This window comes from Ruegeria arenilitoris (assembly GCF_013032445.1).
GTDB classification, from domain to species: Bacteria; Pseudomonadota; Alphaproteobacteria; order Rhodobacterales; family Rhodobacteraceae; genus Ruegeria; species Ruegeria arenilitoris_F.
Map to the genome: position 1 here is coordinate 17,198 of NZ_WQCA01000002.1, position 17,887 is coordinate 35,084.

Here is a 17,887-nt window from a genome sequence, read left to right on the forward strand (position 1 = left end):
CATGCCTGTTGCTGCCGATCAGCTGTTGCGCGTGCCATTACTGCCGGTTCTGGCAGCCCAGGGCCTGTCAGTGCGTCGCAACGCCCAGATGCTGCCGGAGCCCATAGGTCCACGTGAAGGACGCACGGGACGAGGGCCGCGACGACGTCTTCTGATCGCAGGCGACAGTTCCGCCGCAGGGGTCGGCGCTGGGACACAGGCGCAAGCGTTGTCAGGATACCTCGTGGCAAAGCTCGCCAAGCACTACACAGTCGAATGGCAGCTTGAGGCAACCACCGGGCACACAACACAAGACACGATTGACCGGCTAGGTCGCCTGAACGGCCAGTTTGATATGGCTATCACTGCGCTCGGCGTGAATGATGTAACACGCGGCGTGACACGCCAGCGGTTCATCAACCGCCAAACACAATTGCTGGAGCTTTTGACCGGTCGACTGGGCGTGCGGCGGCTGGTGGTCACGGCTGTGCCGCAGATGCACCTGTTCCCGGCCCTGCCGCAGCCGCTGGCCTGGGTTCTGGGTCGTCAGGCCGCACGGCTGGATCGCGGTTTGCAGCAGGTCGCGGCCAACTTTCAACAGGCAAAGCATCTGCAACTGGACTTGCCCCAAGACCCGGCCCTGGCCGCGCCGGACGGCTATCACCCCAGCCCGAAAACTTATGCAATCTGGGCCGAAGCAGCCGCCCGCCTGTTACGTCAGGCCTGAGACCGCATCTGCCGGATCATCGGAATCGAGTACACCACCAGCGCTGTCCAGATCAGCGGAAACGCGATCATACGACCCCGGTCAATATGTTCGCCGAACACGGTGATCGCGGTAATGAATATCATGGTCGGCGCGATGTATTGCAGGATTCCCATGGTCGAAAGCCGCACCAATTTCGCCCCATTGGCATAAACCAGCAGCGGCACAGCCGTGACAACACCCGCACAGGCCAGCAACATGGTGTCAGTTGCGCCCACGCCGAAATGTCCCGTGCCTTGCACGCCCAACCACGTCACATACATCAGCGCCGGGATCAGCAAGATCAGAACCTCAAGCAAAAACCCCTGATTTGGGCCGATCGGCAGCGACCGCTTGAAGAACGCGTAGAACCCCCAACTGACCATCAGCCCCAGCGCAGGCCACGGCAAGCTTCCAGCTTCGATAACCAGAACCAGTACACCCAGGGCAGCAATTGCAACTGCCGCAAGTTGGATTTTCGTCAACGGCTCCCTCAGCAGAACCGCGCCCAGAGCGATGCTGAACAACGGATTGATGTAGTACCCTAGCGCCGCGTCCAACGCCCGGTCATTGGCAATCGCCCACACATAAATCGCCCAGTTCACCGAAATCAGAGCGGCCGTGATGCAAGCCATCCCCAGCATCTTTGGGTTCTCCAATGCCGCTTTCAAATCCCGTGTGCGCCCCAAGGCCACCAGCAGCAGGCCTGCCACCGGAACCGACCAGATGACGCGGTGCGACACGAGCTCGATCGGCCCCACATGAGACATCGCCTTCATGTAAAGCGGCAGAAAGCCCCACAGGACATAGGCCGTCACGGCCAATGCCAACCCTTTGGGCGTATCTTCTCTGTTCGGTGGGACGGGGGTATCTGCCACGGCGGGTCTCCGATTGATATCGAGCCTCTCTACGGCAAATCAGACCTAGTTGGGAACTACGAAAACTGTGAAGCAGGCCATCAGGAATTCTGATACGTCGCGGTCGTCAATTGTGACCCCACGAAAAGAGCCGGGGCGCCGCAGCGCCCCGACAATTTGATTATACTTTGACGCGTTCCGATTTCGGGTCGTACATCGGCTTCAGCGATGCCTCGGCCTTGACCTTCACACCACAGACGTCGATCTCATAGGTCGAGGCCAGCACATCCGCCGCCTTTTCGCCCTCGCACGGCACGTAGCCCAGACCAATGGCACCGCCCAGCGTGTGACCATAGTTGCCCGAGCTCAGATAACCCACATATTCACCATCCCGGATGATCGGCTCGTTGTGGAACAGCAGCGGCTCGGCATCGGTCAGTTTGAACTGAACCAGACGGTTCTTGGGTCCGCTTTCCTTGCGTGCAATCACCGCCTCGCGACCGATGAAATCGCTGCCCTTGTCGACCTTGACCGCAAAGCCCAGCCCGGCGTCGACCACGTGATCTTCGCAGGTGATGTCGTGGCCGAAATGGCGGAAGCCCTTCTCGATCCGGCAGCTGTCCATCATGTGCATCCCGCACAGCTTCAAGCCCATGTCCTGCCCCGCCTCGTGCAGAGTTTCGAACGCGTGGCCAGCCATGTCGGAGGAGACATAGATCTCCCACCCAAGCTCACCCACATAGGTCACACGGTGGGCCCGGGCGAGGCCCATGCCAAGCTCAATCTCCTGCGCGGTACCGAAAGGGTTGGTCGCGTTCGAGAAGTCGTTGGGCGAGACCTTCTCAAGCAGCGTACGCGCGTTCGGGCCCATGATGGCCAGAACCCCTTCGCCCGCGGTTACGTCAGTGATAACCACGTTGAAATTGCCCGCGTGGCGCATCATCCAGGTCTGATCGGCCAGACGCGTCGCCGCCGGTGTGACCACCAGATAGGCGGTTTCGGTCAGGCGGGTGACGGTCACGTCCGCCTCAATCCCGCCGGTGCGGTTCAGGAACTGGGTATAGACGATCTTGCCATTGGGCACCGAATAATCGCCACCGCCAATATAGTTCATGAACTTCTCGGCATCCGGCCCTTCAACGCGGATCTTGCCGAAGGAGGACATATCATACATGCCGACATTCTCGCGGATCGCGCGGTGTTCCGCGGCCGAGTTTTCAAACCAGTTCTGGCGCTTCCAGCTGTACTGATATTCGCGCTCCTGCCCTTCATTGGCAAACCAGTTGGCGCGTTCCCAACCGGCAAGTTCGCCCATGACGGCACCCTGCTCCAGCAGATGATGGTGGAACGGCGTGCGGCGCACCCCGCGCGCGGTCGCTTTTTGCAGGTAAGGAAAGTGATCGGCGTAAAGCAGACCCAGCGTCTCTTTCGAACGCTCGAAAAGGTATTTCTTGTTGCCCTGAAAGGGCTGCATCCGGCCGATGTCCACGTCACCCAGATCAAACGGTTTCTCGCCACTGTCCATCCACTCGGCCAGCGCCATGCCTGCGCCACCGGCAGACTGGATACCGATCGAGTTGAAACCCGCCGCGACCCAGACATTGTCCATCTCGGGCGCCAGACCCAGGTGATAGGCGTCGTCGGGGGTGAAGGACTCCGGGCCGTTGAAGAAGGTGTGAATACCGGCCTCGGCCAGCATCGGCATCCGGTTACAGGCCGCTTCTAGGATCGGCTCAAAATGGTCGAAATCCTCGGGCAGCTGGTCGAATTCAAAGCTGTCGGGGATGCCCGCCATGCCCCATGGTTTGGCGTTGGGTTCGAACGCACCCAGCAGGATTTTACCGGCATCTTCCTTGTAATACGCGCATTCATCCGGCACCCGCAGCACCGGCAGTTGCGTCAGACCGTCGATGCCTTCGGTTACGATGTAGAAATGCTCACAGGCGTGCAGCGGGACATTCACGCCCGCCATGCGACCAACCTCGTGCCCCCACATCCCGGCACAGTTCACCACCATGTCGCATTCAATGTGACCCGAGGCGCTGCCGTCGTCCGCAACCCAGTCCACCCCGGTTACCTTGCGCCCTTGCTTGACGATGTCGGTGACCTTCACACGTTCCTTTACGATACCACCGCGCTGACGGGCGCCCTTGGCCAAAGCCAGCGCAATGTTTGCCGGATCGCCCTGCCCGTCCAGCGGCAGGTATACGGCGCCTTTGACGTCTTCGATGTTCAGATGCGGGTACAACTCAGCCACGCGTTCGTTCGAGATCTCTTCGACCTCAACCCCAAAGGCACGGGCCATGGCGGCCTGACGATAGATCTCTTCCTTGCGCTCTTCGGTCAGGGCAACGGTGATCGAGCCGCAGCGCTTGAAGCCAGTGGCAACGCCGGTTTCCTCTTCCAGCGAGCCGTAGAGTTCCTGACTGTATTTAGCCAGCTTGGTCATGTTCGCTGTTGCGCGCAGCTGTGCTATCAGACCCGCCGCATGCCATGTGGTGCCGCTGGTCAGCTGTTTGCGTTCCAGAAGGACAACGTCGTTCCAGCCCTTCTTGGTCAAATGATACGCGACCGAGCATCCGATGACGCCGCCGCCGATGATGACCACTCGGGCCTTGCTGGGAAGATCAACCATCCTGAAATCTCCGCTATGTCAGGTTTGGGGCAAAATGCCATGGAAGATCGACACAAAATGCACCAAAAACGTCACAGGATCGGCAATTTTCACCGATGTGTCGCTGCTCGCTTTTCCCGACGGACAACAAAGGGGGTGACGCCGAAAAAGCTCTTGTAAACAGAGGAAAATCCGTTCGGAAAACCGCAGGCTAGACCGATCTCACGGACGCTCATGGTGGTGTTCAGCAACAGATTATTGGCCTTGGCCAGCCGCATTTCACGGTAGAATCCGTTCGGCGTGGTACCGAAATAGTTTTTGAATTTCCGCTCCAGCGACCGGTTCGACAGGTGCAGCGATTCGACGATCTGGTTGATTGGCAGCGGGTCTTCGATATTGGCCTGCATCACCTTGATGCACTGGTCCAGCTTGGCGTCACCCGTTGCTGTTTGCTTGGCCCCGGAAAACGGCTGCATCGAGGCAAAGTCGCGGATGTTCTCGTGCAGCATGATGTCTGCCACGGTCATCTTGGCCGGCCCCGAGATATGGCGGCCTATGACGGCCAGCGCCACATCCGTCGTCGCCTCCATCCCCGCACAGGTCACAACCGCGCCCTGTTCGGTTGCGATCGACAGCTTGGCTTCGAACCGGGCGCCGCGTTCACGCAGGAACGAGGCGTTCTCCCAATGGGTCGCCATGTCGTCGGTGCCCTGCTCGTCGATGTAACGGCTGGCGGCTTCGGCCAGCAAAAACACCTTGGCCCCGCGGAAGGTGTAGTCCGACACCACACGCCCCAGAGACAGACCCGGGTGATCGGGGTCGGAATTTCCAATCACGAACAGGTAATCCGCCTTGGGCTGCGTTGGCACGGGTTCGGTTTGCACAACCGCATCGCTACTGCTGGCAATCGGGCCGCCTTTCAGCGACCGATAGGTATAGGTGAACGGAGGGGTCGGGCACACGCGATTAGCCAGCCGAAGCACTTCGACCAACGAGGCCAGTTCCAACAGCACATATCCCGGGGCAACAAGGATATCGAAATGCAGCTGAGTAGAATTGTCCGCAGGTTTCCCCATCCTCTATACCTCAGACAATCTGGTGACCGGCTTCGCGCAACCGGTTGGCCAGGGTTTCGATGTGATCCGGGCCAACTTCGCAACAGCCGCCGACAATGGTCGCCCCCTGCTCCACCCAGCGCATCGCATGATCCGCATAGGCCTCTGGCCCCAGATCCTGACGCTGTTCCAGCGCATCGACGGTGGGCGCGTCTTCCAGGAATTTCTGGGTGATGCCGGTGAACCCGTTAGCGTAGGCTCCGAACGACCGACCGAGTTTTGCGATGACATCCAGCGCGACAGGAATAGCCTCGGGGCGCGAGCAGTTGATCAACACGGCCTCGGGCGCGTAACGATCCACCACAGGGGCGATATCAGACAGCGCCTCGCCCGAGCGCAGGCGTGTGCCATCGTCATCCATCACCGTCAACGCCAGCCAGACGGGCTTGCCACCTTCCGCCGTGCCGCGCAGGGCGCCTTCGGCCTCTTGAACCGAGGACACGGTTTCGATCAGGAAAAAGTCGACACGATCCGCCATCAGCTTCGCCAATTCCGCGAACTTCTCGGCCGCTTCGGCCACATCGGGTTTCAGGTCAGGCCGGTACGAGGCCAACAGCGGACCCAACGCCCCGGCAATACGCCCCCCGCCCGTACCGCGTGCCCGTTCGGCCTGCGCAACCGCTGCGTTGATCAGATCGGCAAGCTGGGCCTCCATCCCTTCTCGCACCAGCCGCGACCGATGCACGGCGTAGGTGTTCGTGGTGGCAACCGTGGCGCCGCGGCGGAAATACTCGGCGTGGACCTCCCCAACCAGGTCAGGCTGGTCGATCATCACCCGAGTCGACCACAAAGGCGTTGGCCGGTCACCGCTGCGTTTGACCAGTTCCTGCCCGATTGAGCCATCCAGAAGAGTGATATTCGCCATTTCTCCAGCCCTTTCACGGAATCAGAACAAGTTTGCCCGGATATGTCTTGGATTGAAAATCCGCCTGTGCCACTGCGATGTTCTTTAGAGGATAAGTCTTTGAGATTAAGGGCCTGATCTGCCCTGCATTGATCATCTCGACCAACCTCCCGAACACGTCAAAGGCCTGATGGGTGCAGCCATGGATAGTGATGTCACGTAAATAGATATCGCGCAAATCAGCCTGTACGATCGGCCCGGCGATTGCGCCCGATACTGCATAGTGACCGCCCGGTTTCAGGGCAAGTATCAGGCTGGGCCATGCCGGGCCGCCCACAACGTCGATCACCACATCGAACATATCCGCAGGCAGCACCGCGTCGCGCGCAAATGTCTCGACCGCGCCCTGACTTTTGACCACATCGGCCTTGGCAGCGCTGGTCACGCCCCAAACAGTTGCCCCCCGCAGCGCCGCCAGTTGCACGGCGGCCAGACCGACACCGCCGGACGCCCCGGTTATCAGCACCTTTTGCCCCGAGGTCACACCTGCGCGGGTCAGCAGGTTCTCGGCGGTACCAAAGGCGCAAGGTATGGCGGCGATTTCGACATCCGACAGCGGCGAGGCTGTCACGTCATACAGGTCATCTGCCTCAACCACACAATAATGCGCAAATGCACCGTCCATTTCGGACCCCAGAGCAATAAACCCCGTCGGATGGCCGGGACGTGGACGCGGCAAGTTGATTGGACAGGTCACGCGCTGGCCGGGTTGGAAGCCTGTCTCGAGTCCGGCCAGTTCAACGACACCACACAGATCTCCGCCCTGAATACGCGGGAAGTGCAGCGCGCCGCCCCAGCCTCCGGCCTCGACATCCTGATCAACGGCATCGGTCGCACCCGTCACGTCCGAGGAATACCAGCCGACGCGCGTGTTGATATCGGTGTTGTTCACCCCTGCGGCCAGAACCCGAACCAACACCTGCCCCGATCCGGGCTGGGGCACTGGTATATCCTTGCGCCACTCCAGCGCCTCTGGTCCACCGTGTTGGGTCAGGTACACACCGGACATGGTTTTGGGGATCGTCATCTGATGCGGCCTTCAGGTTTGATCGTCCGGATGCGCCGGAACCGGCCCCATCGGGATGATGTCATAGCGGGCGTTCAGTTCGGCCATTTTTGCCTCATCCGCGAAGTCAGCCTCGCTCATCGTCGCAAGCTCCGCAAGAAAACCGTCAAACCCCGAAGGCTGGAAGATCATCAGCATCCGCGCAAGTTCACTCTCGGCCACACGACACGCATGTGGAACCCCCGGTGGAACATGCATCGTGGTGCCTGCCGTGCACCGGTGCCAGTCGCCATCGACATAGAAATCCACCGCGCCTTCGAGAAAGTAGAAGGTTTCGGCATGGCTGTCATGGCGATGAAGGCCAAGCGCGAAGCTGGCCTTCAGATTGTCTTCCATGAGCGTATACGCGCCATCTGAGTCCTGACCGGAAACCTTGACGAAGGTATGGTCATTTTCCCAGTCATAGTTGGGGCCCGCGCCGGGCCCCACTGTCACATATCGCTTGCTCATGGCACCTCCGTCCGGGGTTACGCGCGCAGCCGCTCGTTTGCCGGATCCCAGAGCGGTTGGTCCTCTTGTACCACAGCGCGGTACTTCTGGCCGTAGATTTCCACCTCAAGCTCGGTGCCCGGGTTGGCGGCTTCGGTTTTGACCATGCCCAGCGCGATGGACTTGCCAACGCGGTAGCCCCAGGCGCCCGAGGTAGTTTCACCCACGATCTCACCGTTCTGCGAGATGCAGGACATGTAGGGCGCGTCGCAGTCACCGGCTTCGACGACCAGCGTGACAAAGGACTTCTTCACCCCTTGCTGCTTTTCGTTCTGGATAGCGGCCTTGCCGGGGAAGTCCTGCGGCTTGTCCAGCTTGACGAAACGTCCTAGGCCACCTTCCAGCAGTGAGTAGTCGCTGGACAGATCGCCTTTCCAAGTGCGGTAGCCCTTTTCAATCCGCAGCGCGTTCAGCGCGTACATGCCGAACGGCGTCGCACCTGCAGCGAGGATCGCGTCGTAGATCGCAGGCATGTCCTCGTTCAGGGCGTGTATCTCCCAACCCAGTTCACCAGCGAAAGAGACACGGATCAGGAAGGCCGACTTACCTGCAACGGTGGACGCCTGATGGGTCAGCCAGCCGGTGGACAGGTCCGCGTCGCTCAGACCTGCCAAGATCTCGCGCGAATTCGGACCGGTCACGATCAGGGTGTCGCGGGTGGTGGTGACGTCCTCAACCGAAACACTGGCGGGCATTGCCTTGGTCAGGATGTCACGGTCGTGCCACTGAGCGGTGGCAGCGGTGATCATCATGAACTCGTCATCGCCCAGACGGACACAGGACATTTCTGTCAGGATGCGGCCCCGGTCATCAGAGATGTAGACCAGATTGATACGGCCAACTTTGGGCAGGCCGCCGGTGATCAGGCCACGCAGAGCTTCGGCCGCGCCTTCGCCCTTGACCATGAAACGCGAGAAACCGGGCAGGTCGAGCACACCGCAATTGTCGCGGACGGCTTCGCACTCTTCCTTGATGCGCTGTTCCCACGGGCCGAACCGGCCCCATGTGTGGGTGGATCCTTCGGAGGTATCATCGCCCGGCTTGGCAAACCAGTTGGCACGCTCCCAACCGTTATACGCACCCATGACGCCGCCCAGTTCCTTGACCTTGGCATGGACCGGAGACAGCTTCTTGTCGCGCGCTGCAGGCCATTCGTGATGCGGGAAGTGCATGGCGTATTCGTTGCCATAAACTTCCATACCTTTCTGGTTGCAGTAATCCTGGTCGGTATAGTCAGTATAGCGACGAGGATCGACAGCCCACATATCCCATTCGGTGTGACCGTCAACGATCCATTCGGCCAGCACTTTGCCTGCACCACCACCCTGCGCGATACCGAAGGTAAAGCTGTGCGCCTCGAACGCATTTGCCACGCCCGGCATCGGGCCGATCAGCGGCAGACCATCAGGTGCATAGGGGATCGGGCCATTGATCACACGACCAACACCCGAGGTCGCCATCAGCGGCACCCGCTCCATCGCGTCGGTGACGATGTCTTCGATGCGTTCCAGATCGTCATTCCACAGCTGAAAGCTGAAATCTTCCGGCATCGGGTCATCTTCGGTCATCCAATGACCCTTGCAGTTGGGTTCATAGGGGCCGAGGTTAAAGCCATTCTTTTCCTGACGCAGGTAGTACGAGATATCCACGTCGCGCAACAGCGGTAGCTTGCCGCCGTTCTCTTTCGACCATGCCTCAACTTCGGGCACTTCATCGGTCAGCAGGTACTGGTGACTCATGACCATTGCAGGCACGGTACGACCGCCAAAGGGCTTGAACATCTCACCCACGCGCTGGGCATAGTAACCCGCGGCATTCACCACATAGTCACAAGCGATATCGCCCTGATCGGTATGCACGGTCCATGTGCCGTCGTCGTGCTGTGTCACGTTGGTGGCCGGGCAGAAACGGATGATCTTCTGGCCCAGATCGCGCGCACCCTTGGCGAAGGCCTGTGTCAGCTGTGCCGGGTCGATATCGCCATCGGTCGGGTCGTACAGAACGCCTTCCAGATCGTGCGTTTCGAGGAACGGGTAACGCTCTTTCGCCTGTTCCGGGGTCCACATCTCCATCGGGATGCCCTGATACAGACCCATGGACATGGCGCGTTCGAATTCCTGCATCCGCTCTTTGCTGTGCGCCAGACGGATCGACCCCGACACGTGGTAGTTCATCGGGTAATCAACTTCGTCGGCCAGACGCGCATACAGCTCGGTCGAATAGCGCTGCATGTTCATGATCGCCCAGGAGGTCGAGAAGGTCGGTACGTTACCGGCCGCGTGCCATGTAGACCCAGCGGTCAGTTCGTTCTTTTCCAGCAGAACGCAGTCGGTCCAGCCCTTCTTGGCCAGATGATATAAGGACGAACAGCCAACGACGCCGCCGCCGATGATGACCACACGGGCCTTTGTTGGAAAATCACTCATGAGTTTGGATCCTCTTTTACTGTGCCTCTTGGGGCAGATCGTCTGTGATGTCGTAATAATCGCCCTTGTCGGCCACAAAGATGTGCCGGGCGAGGTGCAGTCCGGTGGGCTCGCTCAGGACGCCCATGGAAATCGAAATCGTGTCCTCGTCATTGTGCTGCCAAAACAGGAACGAGCCGCAGGCACTGCAAAAGCCACGCCGGGCAATGTCCGAGGCGCGGAACCAGCGCAGCGTGTCGCTGGTGGTAAAGCTGAGGTTGTCCTGATGGGTCGAGGTTGAGGCCCATATGTGACCCGACTGCTTGCGACACTGGCCGCAATGGCAGGCCGAAGGCGGCGACAGGTCTCCGTCGATGGTAAACGAAACAGCGCCGCAAAGGCAGGAACCGGTATGCATGTGATTACCTCCTTGCTGAGGGCGCGTGGGCAGGTATCGGCCTCACGCCACAAATGGTGAATGCAGGACCCGTCATGTCAGTACACCGGCGGCGCAATTACCCAGATGGCCACTGCGGGCTCATCATAGGGGTTGGTCCACTGATATAGCTCGTTCTTGATGCGGAAACTGTCCCCGGGACCGACCGAGAACGCCCGTCCACCGATCACCAGATCCAGACGCCCCGACACCATATAGCCGACCTCTTGCGTGGGACGGTTTGCGGGAGTCTGCATCTTTGAATACGGCTCGAACGTGGAGTGCACCATTTCGAAGTCATCGGTCAGATCGGGTGAGAGCAACTCTTCGATCAGCCCTTCCTCGCCCGACCCCATCGGGCGGCGCGACCCGGCGCGCACGACGTACCCCTGCTCGTCCACCGGCACCGAGGAATGCGCGAATAGCATCGACATCGGCACACCCAGACATTCGGCGATCTGGCGCAGATCCGAGATCGAGGGGTCGGACATGTCCCGCTCAACCTGGCTGAGCCATCCAACCGAGCGATTCAGACGCTCGGCTATTTCGGTCAGCGTCAGCCCACGCGCCTTGCGCAGGGCGCGGATATCCGCACCAAGTGTCGCGCTATGGGGGGCCTGAGTGTTCACGTGCCGCTCCGATTCTGGTGAAATTTTCATCCTCTTTTTCACGATGACCCAGATTCGTGAAATTTCCAAGAGATTTTTCATTTGCGCGTGAAACCGTGCCTGTTTATGCCAAGACCATGTGGATTGCAGTGGTCTATCTTTGGGCGATTAACGTTCTGACGCTATTGGCTTTTGCCTGGGACAAAGCGCGTGCGCGCCGGCGCAAAGGCAGAGTTCCAGAACGCCGGCTGTTATGGCTGGCTGCACTTGGCGGCAGCCCCTGTGCTTTACTGGGTCGATGGATTTTCCGACACAAAACACGCAAGCGTGGGTTTTCAATCAGGCTGTTTGTGATTCTCGGTGTCCAGATGAGCCTAATTTACGCGCAATTGGCTGGTGTCTTTCCCGATCCTCTGTGATCGTTTTTTGCAACCGAAACAATATTCTAACCAACTCGCAAACTGTCTGTTACAATCACGTGATCCCTGAGAACAGGGATTTCTTTCTGATAAGCAAAGGGTTGGACGAATATGGAAAATGGGCTCGGTTTCTTTGATATAGTTTGGTCAATCTTCTGGCTGTTCCTGATGGTCGCCTGGTTCTGGGTGATGATCTCTGTCGTCGCTGATGTCTTTCGCTCAAAAGATCTGAGTGGCGGCGGCAAAGCGCTTTGGATCGCCTTTGTGATCCTGATCCCCTGGCTGGGTGTTCTGTGTTATCTCATCGTACGTGGGGACAAAATGCACCAGCACAGCGTCGAGACCATGAACCAGATTGAAGAAGCGCAGAAGGACTACATACGCTCAGTCGCGAGCGTGTCAGCAGCGGATGAATTGGAGCGACTTGCTGCGCTGAAGGAAAAAGGGCACCTGACGGACGAGGAGTTTGCCGCTCAGAAAGCCAAAGTGCTCGGGGCCTGACCGGTCTCGTTATCAGTCAATTTTGGGTCAGCCGGGACAAAACCCGGCTGATTTCATTTTTTGAACACATCGGAAAGAATTGCACCGATTGATGAAGCGTCCTGATCGGTGAAAGCGTCCGGTTGATCACTGTCGATATCAAACACCGCAATCACGTCGCCCGATGCGTTACGTACCGGCAGAACCAGCTCGGACCGGGTGGACGAAGCGCAGGCAATGTGACCTGGAAATGCATCCACGTCGGGCACTAGTTGCACCTCGCCCGTGCGCGCCGCAACTCCGCAGACCCCGCGGTCGAAGGGGATTACCAGACAGCCATGCCCGCCCTGATAAGGGCCGATCTTCAGTAGCCCCGGTTCGGTCACCCGATAGAATCCAGTCCAGTCGAACCGATCGTCCGAGTGGTGCACCTCGCAGGCTATCGTCGCCATCAGGGCAACCTGATCCGTTTCCCCCTCGGTCAGCGCAGCAATGGTTTTGGCGAGCGTGTTGTAGTCAACAGTCATGGTCATGCTCTTTGGTGGACATTAGCACCGGAGTATTTGCAATCAGTCGAAGCGTCAAATGCGTTCGATAGCGATGGCTGTGCCCTCGCCGCCGCCGATGCAGATCGCAGCGACGCCACGTTTGAGGTTTCGCTTTTCCAACGCGTTCAGCAGCGTGACCATAATCCGCGCGCCTGACGCGCCGATCGGGTGACCCAAAGCGCAGGCGCCACCGTTCACGTTCACCTTGTCGCGCGGCAGGCCCATCTCATGCATGAAGGCCATAGGGACGACGGCAAAGGCCTCGTTCACTTCCCACAAGTCCACGTCGTCTTTGGACCAGCCAATGGACGCGAGCAGCTTTTGCGCCGCCGGGACCGGCGCGGTCGTGAACAGGCCGGGTGCCTGCGCGTGGCTGGCATGGCCAACGATCCGGGCGCGCACGGTCAGGCCCTGCGCCTCGGCGGCGTCGGCCGAGGCAAGCACCAGTGCTGCGGCTCCATCGGAGATCGACGAGGAATTGGCCGCCGTCACACTACCATCCTTGCGGAAGGCGGGTTTCAGCGTCGGGATTTTGTCCGGCCGCGCGGATTGCGGTTGCTCGTCTTGTCCAAAGGTGACCTCACCCTTGCGGGTGCGGGTGGTGACCGGTGTGATCTCGCCGTCGAACGCACCGCTTTCCTGCGCGGACAGGGCGTTGGACAGCGATTGCAGCGCGTATTCGTCCTGTGCCTCGCGAGTGAACTGATAGGCCTCGGCGCAGTCCTCAGCGAAGGTGCCCATCAGACGGTCCCTGTCGTAGGCGTCCTCGAGCCCGTCCAGAAACATGTGATCGACCACCTGACCGTGCCCGATCCGCGCACCGCCGCGCATCTTGGGCAGCAGGTAAGGGGCGTTGGTCATGCTCTCCATCCCGCCTGCGATCATCGTGTCGGCGTGGCCAAGGGCAATCTGGTCAAAAGCCATCATCGCCGCCTTCATCCCCGATCCGCACATCTTGTTCAGGGTCGTGGCGGGCACCTCTTCGCCCAAACCCGCCGCGAATCCGGCTTGCCGCGCCGGTGCCTGACCCTGACCTGCAGGCAGAACGCACCCCATCAGCACCTCATCCACGGTATCAGCGCCCGCGCCCTGTAGCGCGGCGCGGATGGCGGTTCCGCCCAGCTCGGCGGCGGCCACTCCGTCGAACATCCCCTGAAATCCGCCCATGGGCGTGCGCGCGGCCCCGGCAATAACAACCTGTTTCATCGGCGTGTTCCTCCTCTTTTCCCACCCGATGGATACCGAATGGTAAGATTTGCCGTCTAGCGTATTTCTACTAGCGAATTTCAGATTAGAGGACCGTCGCGCATGGCCCTGACCAGCACTACGACCGACGCAACCCAGATTATAAAAGTCCATTCAGACCGCATTGATGCAGCCATGGCTATCCAGTTCAAGGAAGACATGCGCAACGAGGCTGAAGGCGGCGCCATAAGGGTGGTGCTGGACCTGAGCAGCGTTGAATTCATCGATTCAAGCGGATTGGGCGCCATCGTCGCGTCGATGAAACAGCTTGGCAACGACCGCCGGCTGGATTTGGCCGGGCTGCACCCTTTCGTCGAAAAGGTGTTTCGACTGACCCGAATGGACACGGTGTTCAAACTGTACCCAACGCTGGATGACGCATTGTCGACCGCCGCCGGCTGACCCTTCCCCGACCAAGAATAGGCTCAATGCCCATGTGTGACGGCAAATGTTTGGATCTGAGTTTCGCAGCGACCGAGTCTGAGGCCAGCGCCGGAATTGCGCAACTCAGTAGGTGTCTGGCGACACAGGGGCTACCGCAGCACAAGGCGGGTGACGTGAAGATTGCCTTAGCCGAGGCGATCAACAATGTGGTGGAACATGCCTATGCCGATGTCACGCCTGCCAAGGTCAAGGTGCGGTGCCGCCTACACCGGAACTGGCTGGAGATTCTGATCTCGGACACCGGCAACCCGCTGCCCGGGTTTCGGGTGCCAGACGGGGTTCCGGCACCGTTGGGGTCAACGATCGACGAACTGCCCGAAGGCGGGTTCGGCTGGTTTATGATTCACGAATTGACCAGCGATATCCGCTATGAACGTTCCGACGGCTGTAACCGGTTGTCGCTGCGGTTTGACTTTCCTGATCCAGCCTGACGGCACGAAAACGTCACAATAAGGTCCAGATCGAACCATTGTGGCGCCGCAAACAACGGGCAAAAAGTATCTGTAGCTCAGATAGCTTCCCTCGGCGCCAAGAATCACAGCCCCCACCCAGTGAACGGCGCCGAGGAACTTCTCCCTCATGTGACTGGACAACATCTGACCGCGCGATACCTTCGACGCGTTCAAAACGGGGAAATGCACTATGCGGGATTTTCAAACTCCGGGCCGGTCCGAAGTTCTGGCGACAGAAGGGATGTGCGCCACGTCGCACCCTCTGGCGGCGAAAACGGCCTTGGACATTCTGCAACAAGGTGGAAACGCAATGGACGCGGCCATTGCCGGGGCGGTTTTGCTGGGCATTTGCGAACCCCAGATGACCGGATTGGGTGGCGATTGCTTTGTCTTGTTCAACCGGGCGGGAGAGGATGAGGTCCGCGCCCTGAACGGTTCGGGCCGCGCACCTGCCGCAGCGGATGCGGAGAAACTGCGGGCACAAGGGCTGACTGCGGTGCCGCTGAATACGGCCGACGCCGTGACCATCCCCGGCGCGGTCGATGCGTTCTGTCATCTGGCGGAAACCGAGGGCACGCTGGGACTGGATGCCATACTGCAGCCCGCCATTCACTATGCCGAGACCGGCGTGCCGGTTGCCCCGAGAGTGGCCTTTGACTGGCGGACCGGCGCAAGCACCCTTCAAGGGGCGGCGCGTTCGCATTATTTGATCAACGACCAAGCGCCGGATGCCGGTCAGGTGTTCAGGTCCCCCGGTCAGGCAGAAGTTCTGAGTCAGATTGCCCGAGATGGACGGGACGCGTTTTATTCAGGCGACATCGCCGAGGATATGATCACCGCGCTGACCCAGCGGGGCGGTACCCACAAGGCGGTAGATTTTCTGGCCACCTCCTGCACCAAGACCCACCCCGTCAGCGGCCCATATAAAGGGCTGGAACTGGTTGAGCACCCGCCCAACGGCCAAGGTGCCACCGCAATTCTGCTGCTGAACATCCTCAAGAACTTCGAACTGGCCAGCCTGGACCCGTTTGGGGTCGAACGTCTGCATATCGAGGCCGAAGCCTCAAAGCTTGCTTATGACGCCCGCAACCGGTTCATTGCCGATCCCGACCACACAACACATGCGGATCGCTTTCTGGATCAGGGCGTGGCCGACAAGCTAGCGGCACTGATCGACCCGAAACGCGCGATGCCTGCTGCAGCCCCGCTGACCGAGGCCATTCACAAAGACACCGTCTATATCACCGTGGTGGACCGGGACAGGATGGCCGTTTCCCTGATCTATTCTATCTTTCACAGCTTCGGTTCCGGGATTGCATCGGAAAAATACGGTATTCTGTTACAGAACCGCGGTGCTGGCTTTACCCTGCAAGCCGGCCACCCCAATGAGCTGGGCGGCGGCAAACGCCCCATGCACACCATCATTCCCGGCATTTTGAAACAGAATGGCCGGATTCTAATGCCGTTCGGAGTGATGGGCGGCGCCTATCAACCCACCGGTCATGCCCGGTTTGTGTCAAATCTGACCGATCACGGGATGGACATGCAGGCAAGCATGGATGCTCCGCGCGCATTTGCAGATAACGGCGTACTAAAACTGGAACGCGGGATTCCGCCCAGCACAGCGCAGCAATTGCGTGATTTAGGCCACACTGTTGCGATTTCAGAAACACCCTTGGGCGGTGCGCAGGCTATTCGAATCTGTGAAAACGGCATTCTGAAGGGCGCAAGCGATCCACGAAAAGACGGATGCGCACTTGGATATTAACAGGCGCGGACTGGGTTTGCGGCGTTAGTTCAGCTGAAAGTGCAGAGGGTATGCGCCGTTCTCGAACGGGCCGAACATGTCGGGGATATCGGGGTGTTCAACCGGCTCACCAGATTGGTCCGCAACCAGATTTTGTTCAGAAACATAAGCAACATAGAAGGATTGGTCGTTTTCCGCCAACAGGTGATAAAACGGCTGATCCTTGATTGGGCGGCTGTCCTCGGGGATGGCCTGATACCACTCTTCAGTGTTCGAGAACTCGGCGTCCACGTCGAAGATCACCCCTCGGAAGGGATGTTTTTTATGCCGGACCACCTGGCCCAAGCCGTATTTGGCATGTGTCTTCAGCATTGTATCTGCCCCCACTGGTCTTACTACCCCGTTCCGGGCCAAAAAGCCAATCATTGATCCGAAATTAAGGGAAACAGTCTGTGAACCTCTTGCTGACAGTGTTCGAAATCGTGGCGCCGGTTTTTCTTTTGGCAGCGATTGGTTTTACTTGGGTCAAACTGGGATTCGAGTACCGGATGGAGTTCGTAACCCGCCTTGGCGTCACGCTTGCAGTGCCAAGTCTAATCTTTGTGGCACTGATGCAAACCGAAATCCCTCCCGGAGAGCTGACGCGTTTTACATTGGCCGCCATTTCCGGGCATGTCGTGCTGGCAATTGTATTTGAGGTGTTTGTACGTCTGCGCGGACTGGATCGCCGAACTTACCTGTCTCCGTTGATTTTCGGGAATACAGGCAATCTGGGCCTGCCGTTATGTATATTTGCCTTTGGGCAAGCTGGGCTGGGTTACGCGGTCGTTTTTCTGGCCGTTACTGCCCTGCTGTCCTTCACCTACGGCATCTATCTGGTGGCCGGTAAAGGCGGGTTTGGCAAAGCGGCGCGGGAACCTATGGTCTGGGCAACTTTGTTAGGAGCATTGTTTCTGTGGCGCGGCTGGCAGACGCCGGTCTTTTTAACCAACACGTTGGAATTATTAGGACAGATGGCTGTTCCGATGATGCTGATAACGGTTGGGGTGGCCATTGCCCGCCTGTCGTCCCACAAAATCAGTCAGGCCATCTGGCTATCGCTAATCAAACTCATCGTGTGTTTTGCTTTAGGCTGGGTATTAGCGGTTCTCTTCGGCCTCGATGCAATCGCATTTGGTGTCATGGTGCTGCAGATGTGCGCACCGGTTGCAGTTACGTCTTATCTTTTGGCGGAACGGTTTGAGGCGGACTCAGACGCTGTTGCGGGGATGGTCATGATCTCAACAATCCTGTCCGTCGGCGCGTTACCCTTAATTCTTGCTATTGTTCTGTAA

The 17,887-nt window shown here is 59.1% G+C and carries 19 protein-coding genes; 7 read left to right on the plus strand and 12 right to left on the minus strand.

Annotation, left to right across the window (positions count from 1 at the left end; all coding sequences use genetic code 11):
* The first annotated feature begins 1 nt into the window (after position 1).
* Positions 2-706: an SGNH/GDSL hydrolase family protein gene (locus tag GOW98_RS02430; protein WP_254437883.1), complete on the plus strand. Its 705-nt coding sequence runs from the start codon at positions 2-4 to the stop codon at positions 704-706.
* On the opposite strand, the gene rarD is transcribed toward GOW98_RS02430, so the two are convergent.
* The 9 genes from rarD to GOW98_RS02475 form a co-directional block, all read right to left on the minus strand.
* Complete coding sequence (gene rarD, locus GOW98_RS02435) at positions 697-1,602, minus strand: EamA family transporter RarD (protein ID WP_170329477.1); 906 nt, start codon at positions 1,600-1,602, stop codon at positions 697-699. The two genes, GOW98_RS02430 and rarD, sit on opposite strands and share 10 nt — an antisense overlap.
* 160 nt (positions 1,603-1,762) lie before the next feature.
* Positions 1,763-4,216, minus strand: a complete 2,454-nt coding sequence (locus tag GOW98_RS02440) for a GcvT family protein (protein WP_170329478.1) — start codon at positions 4,214-4,216, stop codon at positions 1,763-1,765.
* A gap of 89 nt (positions 4,217-4,305) precedes the next feature.
* A complete protein-coding gene (locus tag GOW98_RS02445; RefSeq protein ID WP_170329479.1) occupies positions 4,306-5,271 on the minus strand; it encodes a GlxA family transcriptional regulator in 966 nt (321 codons plus the stop codon).
* Between the two features lie 10 nt (positions 5,272-5,281).
* Positions 5,282-6,175, minus strand: coding sequence for a homocysteine S-methyltransferase family protein (locus GOW98_RS02450; protein WP_170329480.1), 894 nt, complete (start codon positions 6,173-6,175; stop codon positions 5,282-5,284).
* 13 nt (positions 6,176-6,188) lie between these two features.
* On the minus strand, positions 6,189-7,241 hold the full coding sequence (locus tag GOW98_RS02455; protein WP_217359315.1) for a zinc-binding dehydrogenase: 1,053 nt from the start codon (positions 7,239-7,241) through the stop codon (positions 6,189-6,191).
* 12 nt (positions 7,242-7,253) lie between these two features.
* Positions 7,254-7,730 carry a cupin domain-containing protein gene (locus GOW98_RS02460; protein ID WP_170329481.1) on the minus strand — a complete coding sequence of 159 codons (477 nt, stop codon included), beginning with the start codon at positions 7,728-7,730 and terminating at the stop codon, positions 7,254-7,256.
* A 17-nt stretch (positions 7,731-7,747) separates the two neighbouring features.
* A complete protein-coding gene (locus GOW98_RS02465) occupies positions 7,748-10,195 on the minus strand; it encodes a GcvT family protein (RefSeq protein ID WP_170329482.1) in 2,448 nt (815 codons plus the stop codon).
* Positions 10,196-10,211: 16 nt separating this feature from the next.
* Complete coding sequence (locus GOW98_RS02470; protein ID WP_170329483.1) at positions 10,212-10,592, minus strand: GFA family protein; 381 nt, start codon at positions 10,590-10,592, stop codon at positions 10,212-10,214.
* Between the two features lie 77 nt (positions 10,593-10,669).
* Positions 10,670-11,239: a helix-turn-helix domain-containing protein gene (locus tag GOW98_RS02475; protein WP_367646791.1), complete on the minus strand. Its 570-nt coding sequence runs from the start codon at positions 11,237-11,239 to the stop codon at positions 10,670-10,672.
* Between the two features lie 56 nt (positions 11,240-11,295).
* On the opposite strand from GOW98_RS02475, the gene GOW98_RS02480 reads away from it, so the two are divergent.
* Both GOW98_RS02480 and GOW98_RS02485 read left to right on the plus strand, forming a co-directional pair.
* Complete coding sequence (locus GOW98_RS02480; protein ID WP_367646792.1) at positions 11,296-11,637, plus strand: DUF1294 domain-containing protein; 342 nt, start codon at positions 11,296-11,298, stop codon at positions 11,635-11,637.
* A 111-nt stretch (positions 11,638-11,748) separates the two neighbouring features.
* A complete protein-coding gene (locus GOW98_RS02485) occupies positions 11,749-12,138 on the plus strand; it encodes an SHOCT domain-containing protein (RefSeq protein ID WP_170329486.1) in 390 nt (129 codons plus the stop codon).
* A 53-nt stretch (positions 12,139-12,191) separates the two neighbouring features.
* Here GOW98_RS02485 and GOW98_RS02490 read toward each other — a convergent pair whose 3' ends face one another.
* Together GOW98_RS02490 and GOW98_RS02495 are read right to left on the minus strand one after the other, a co-directional pair.
* On the minus strand, positions 12,192-12,644 hold the full coding sequence (locus GOW98_RS02490) for a GAF domain-containing protein (RefSeq protein ID WP_170329846.1): 453 nt from the start codon (positions 12,642-12,644) through the stop codon (positions 12,192-12,194).
* Positions 12,645-12,698: 54 nt separating this feature from the next.
* On the minus strand, positions 12,699-13,871 hold the full coding sequence (locus GOW98_RS02495; RefSeq protein WP_170329487.1) for a thiolase family protein: 1,173 nt from the start codon (positions 13,869-13,871) through the stop codon (positions 12,699-12,701).
* Positions 13,872-13,973: 102 nt separating this feature from the next.
* Here GOW98_RS02495 and GOW98_RS02500 point away from each other — a divergent pair, with 102 nt between their 5' ends.
* From GOW98_RS02500 to GOW98_RS02510, 3 genes are all read left to right on the plus strand, one after another.
* Positions 13,974-14,312 carry an STAS domain-containing protein gene (locus GOW98_RS02500; protein WP_170329488.1) on the plus strand — a complete coding sequence of 113 codons (339 nt, stop codon included), beginning with the start codon at positions 13,974-13,976 and terminating at the stop codon, positions 14,310-14,312.
* A gap of 32 nt (positions 14,313-14,344) precedes the next feature.
* Complete coding sequence (locus GOW98_RS02505) at positions 14,345-14,785, plus strand: ATP-binding protein (protein WP_254437884.1); 441 nt, start codon at positions 14,345-14,347, stop codon at positions 14,783-14,785.
* A gap of 211 nt (positions 14,786-14,996) precedes the next feature.
* Positions 14,997-16,574 (plus strand): gamma-glutamyltransferase family protein, encoded by a 1,578-nt coding sequence (locus tag GOW98_RS02510; RefSeq protein WP_170329490.1) that lies wholly within the window; start codon positions 14,997-14,999, stop codon positions 16,572-16,574.
* A 24-nt stretch (positions 16,575-16,598) separates the two neighbouring features.
* Here the strand turns inward: GOW98_RS02510 and hspQ are convergent, their stop codons facing one another.
* Positions 16,599-16,925, minus strand: a complete 327-nt coding sequence (gene hspQ, locus GOW98_RS02515) for a heat shock protein HspQ (protein WP_170329491.1) — start codon at positions 16,923-16,925, stop codon at positions 16,599-16,601.
* An 80-nt stretch (positions 16,926-17,005) separates the two neighbouring features.
* On the opposite strand from hspQ, the gene GOW98_RS02520 reads away from it, so the two are divergent.
* Positions 17,006-17,887, plus strand: a complete 882-nt coding sequence (locus tag GOW98_RS02520) for an AEC family transporter (protein ID WP_170329492.1) — start codon at positions 17,006-17,008, stop codon at positions 17,885-17,887.

Bases quoted from the DNA above. Each gene is read 5' to 3' on its own strand.
- GOW98_RS02430 (WP_254437883.1), top strand. From the start codon at position 2: ATGCCTGTTGCTGCCGATCAGCTGTTGCGCGTGCCATTACTGCCGGTT.
- GOW98_RS02440 (WP_170329478.1), bottom strand. From the start codon at position 4,216: ATGGTTGATCTTCCCAGCAAGGCCCGAGTGGTCATCATCGGCGGCGGC.
- GOW98_RS02445 (WP_170329479.1), bottom strand. From the start codon at position 5,271: ATGGGGAAACCTGCGGACAATTCTACTCAGCTGCATTTCGATATCCTT.
- GOW98_RS02450 (WP_170329480.1), bottom strand. From the start codon at position 6,175: ATGGCGAATATCACTCTTCTGGATGGCTCAATCGGGCAGGAACTGGTC.
- GOW98_RS02455 (WP_217359315.1), bottom strand. From the start codon at position 7,241: ATGACGATCCCCAAAACCATGTCCGGTGTGTACCTGACCCAACACGGT.
- GOW98_RS02460 (WP_170329481.1), bottom strand. From the start codon at position 7,730: ATGAGCAAGCGATATGTGACAGTGGGGCCCGGCGCGGGCCCCAACTAT.
- GOW98_RS02465 (WP_170329482.1), bottom strand. From the start codon at position 10,195: ATGAGTGATTTTCCAACAAAGGCCCGTGTGGTCATCATCGGCGGCGGC.
- GOW98_RS02470 (WP_170329483.1), bottom strand. From the start codon at position 10,592: ATGCATACCGGTTCCTGCCTTTGCGGCGCTGTTTCGTTTACCATCGAC.
- GOW98_RS02485 (WP_170329486.1), top strand. From the start codon at position 11,749: ATGGAAAATGGGCTCGGTTTCTTTGATATAGTTTGGTCAATCTTCTGG.
- GOW98_RS02490 (WP_170329846.1), bottom strand. From the start codon at position 12,644: ATGACTGTTGACTACAACACGCTCGCCAAAACCATTGCTGCGCTGACC.
- GOW98_RS02495 (WP_170329487.1), bottom strand. From the start codon at position 13,871: ATGAAACAGGTTGTTATTGCCGGGGCCGCGCGCACGCCCATGGGCGGA.
- GOW98_RS02500 (WP_170329488.1), top strand. From the start codon at position 13,974: ATGGCCCTGACCAGCACTACGACCGACGCAACCCAGATTATAAAAGTC.
- GOW98_RS02505 (WP_254437884.1), top strand. From the start codon at position 14,345: ATGTGTGACGGCAAATGTTTGGATCTGAGTTTCGCAGCGACCGAGTCT.
- GOW98_RS02510 (WP_170329490.1), top strand. From the start codon at position 14,997: ATGCGGGATTTTCAAACTCCGGGCCGGTCCGAAGTTCTGGCGACAGAA.
- hspQ (WP_170329491.1), bottom strand. From the start codon at position 16,925: ATGCTGAAGACACATGCCAAATACGGCTTGGGCCAGGTGGTCCGGCAT.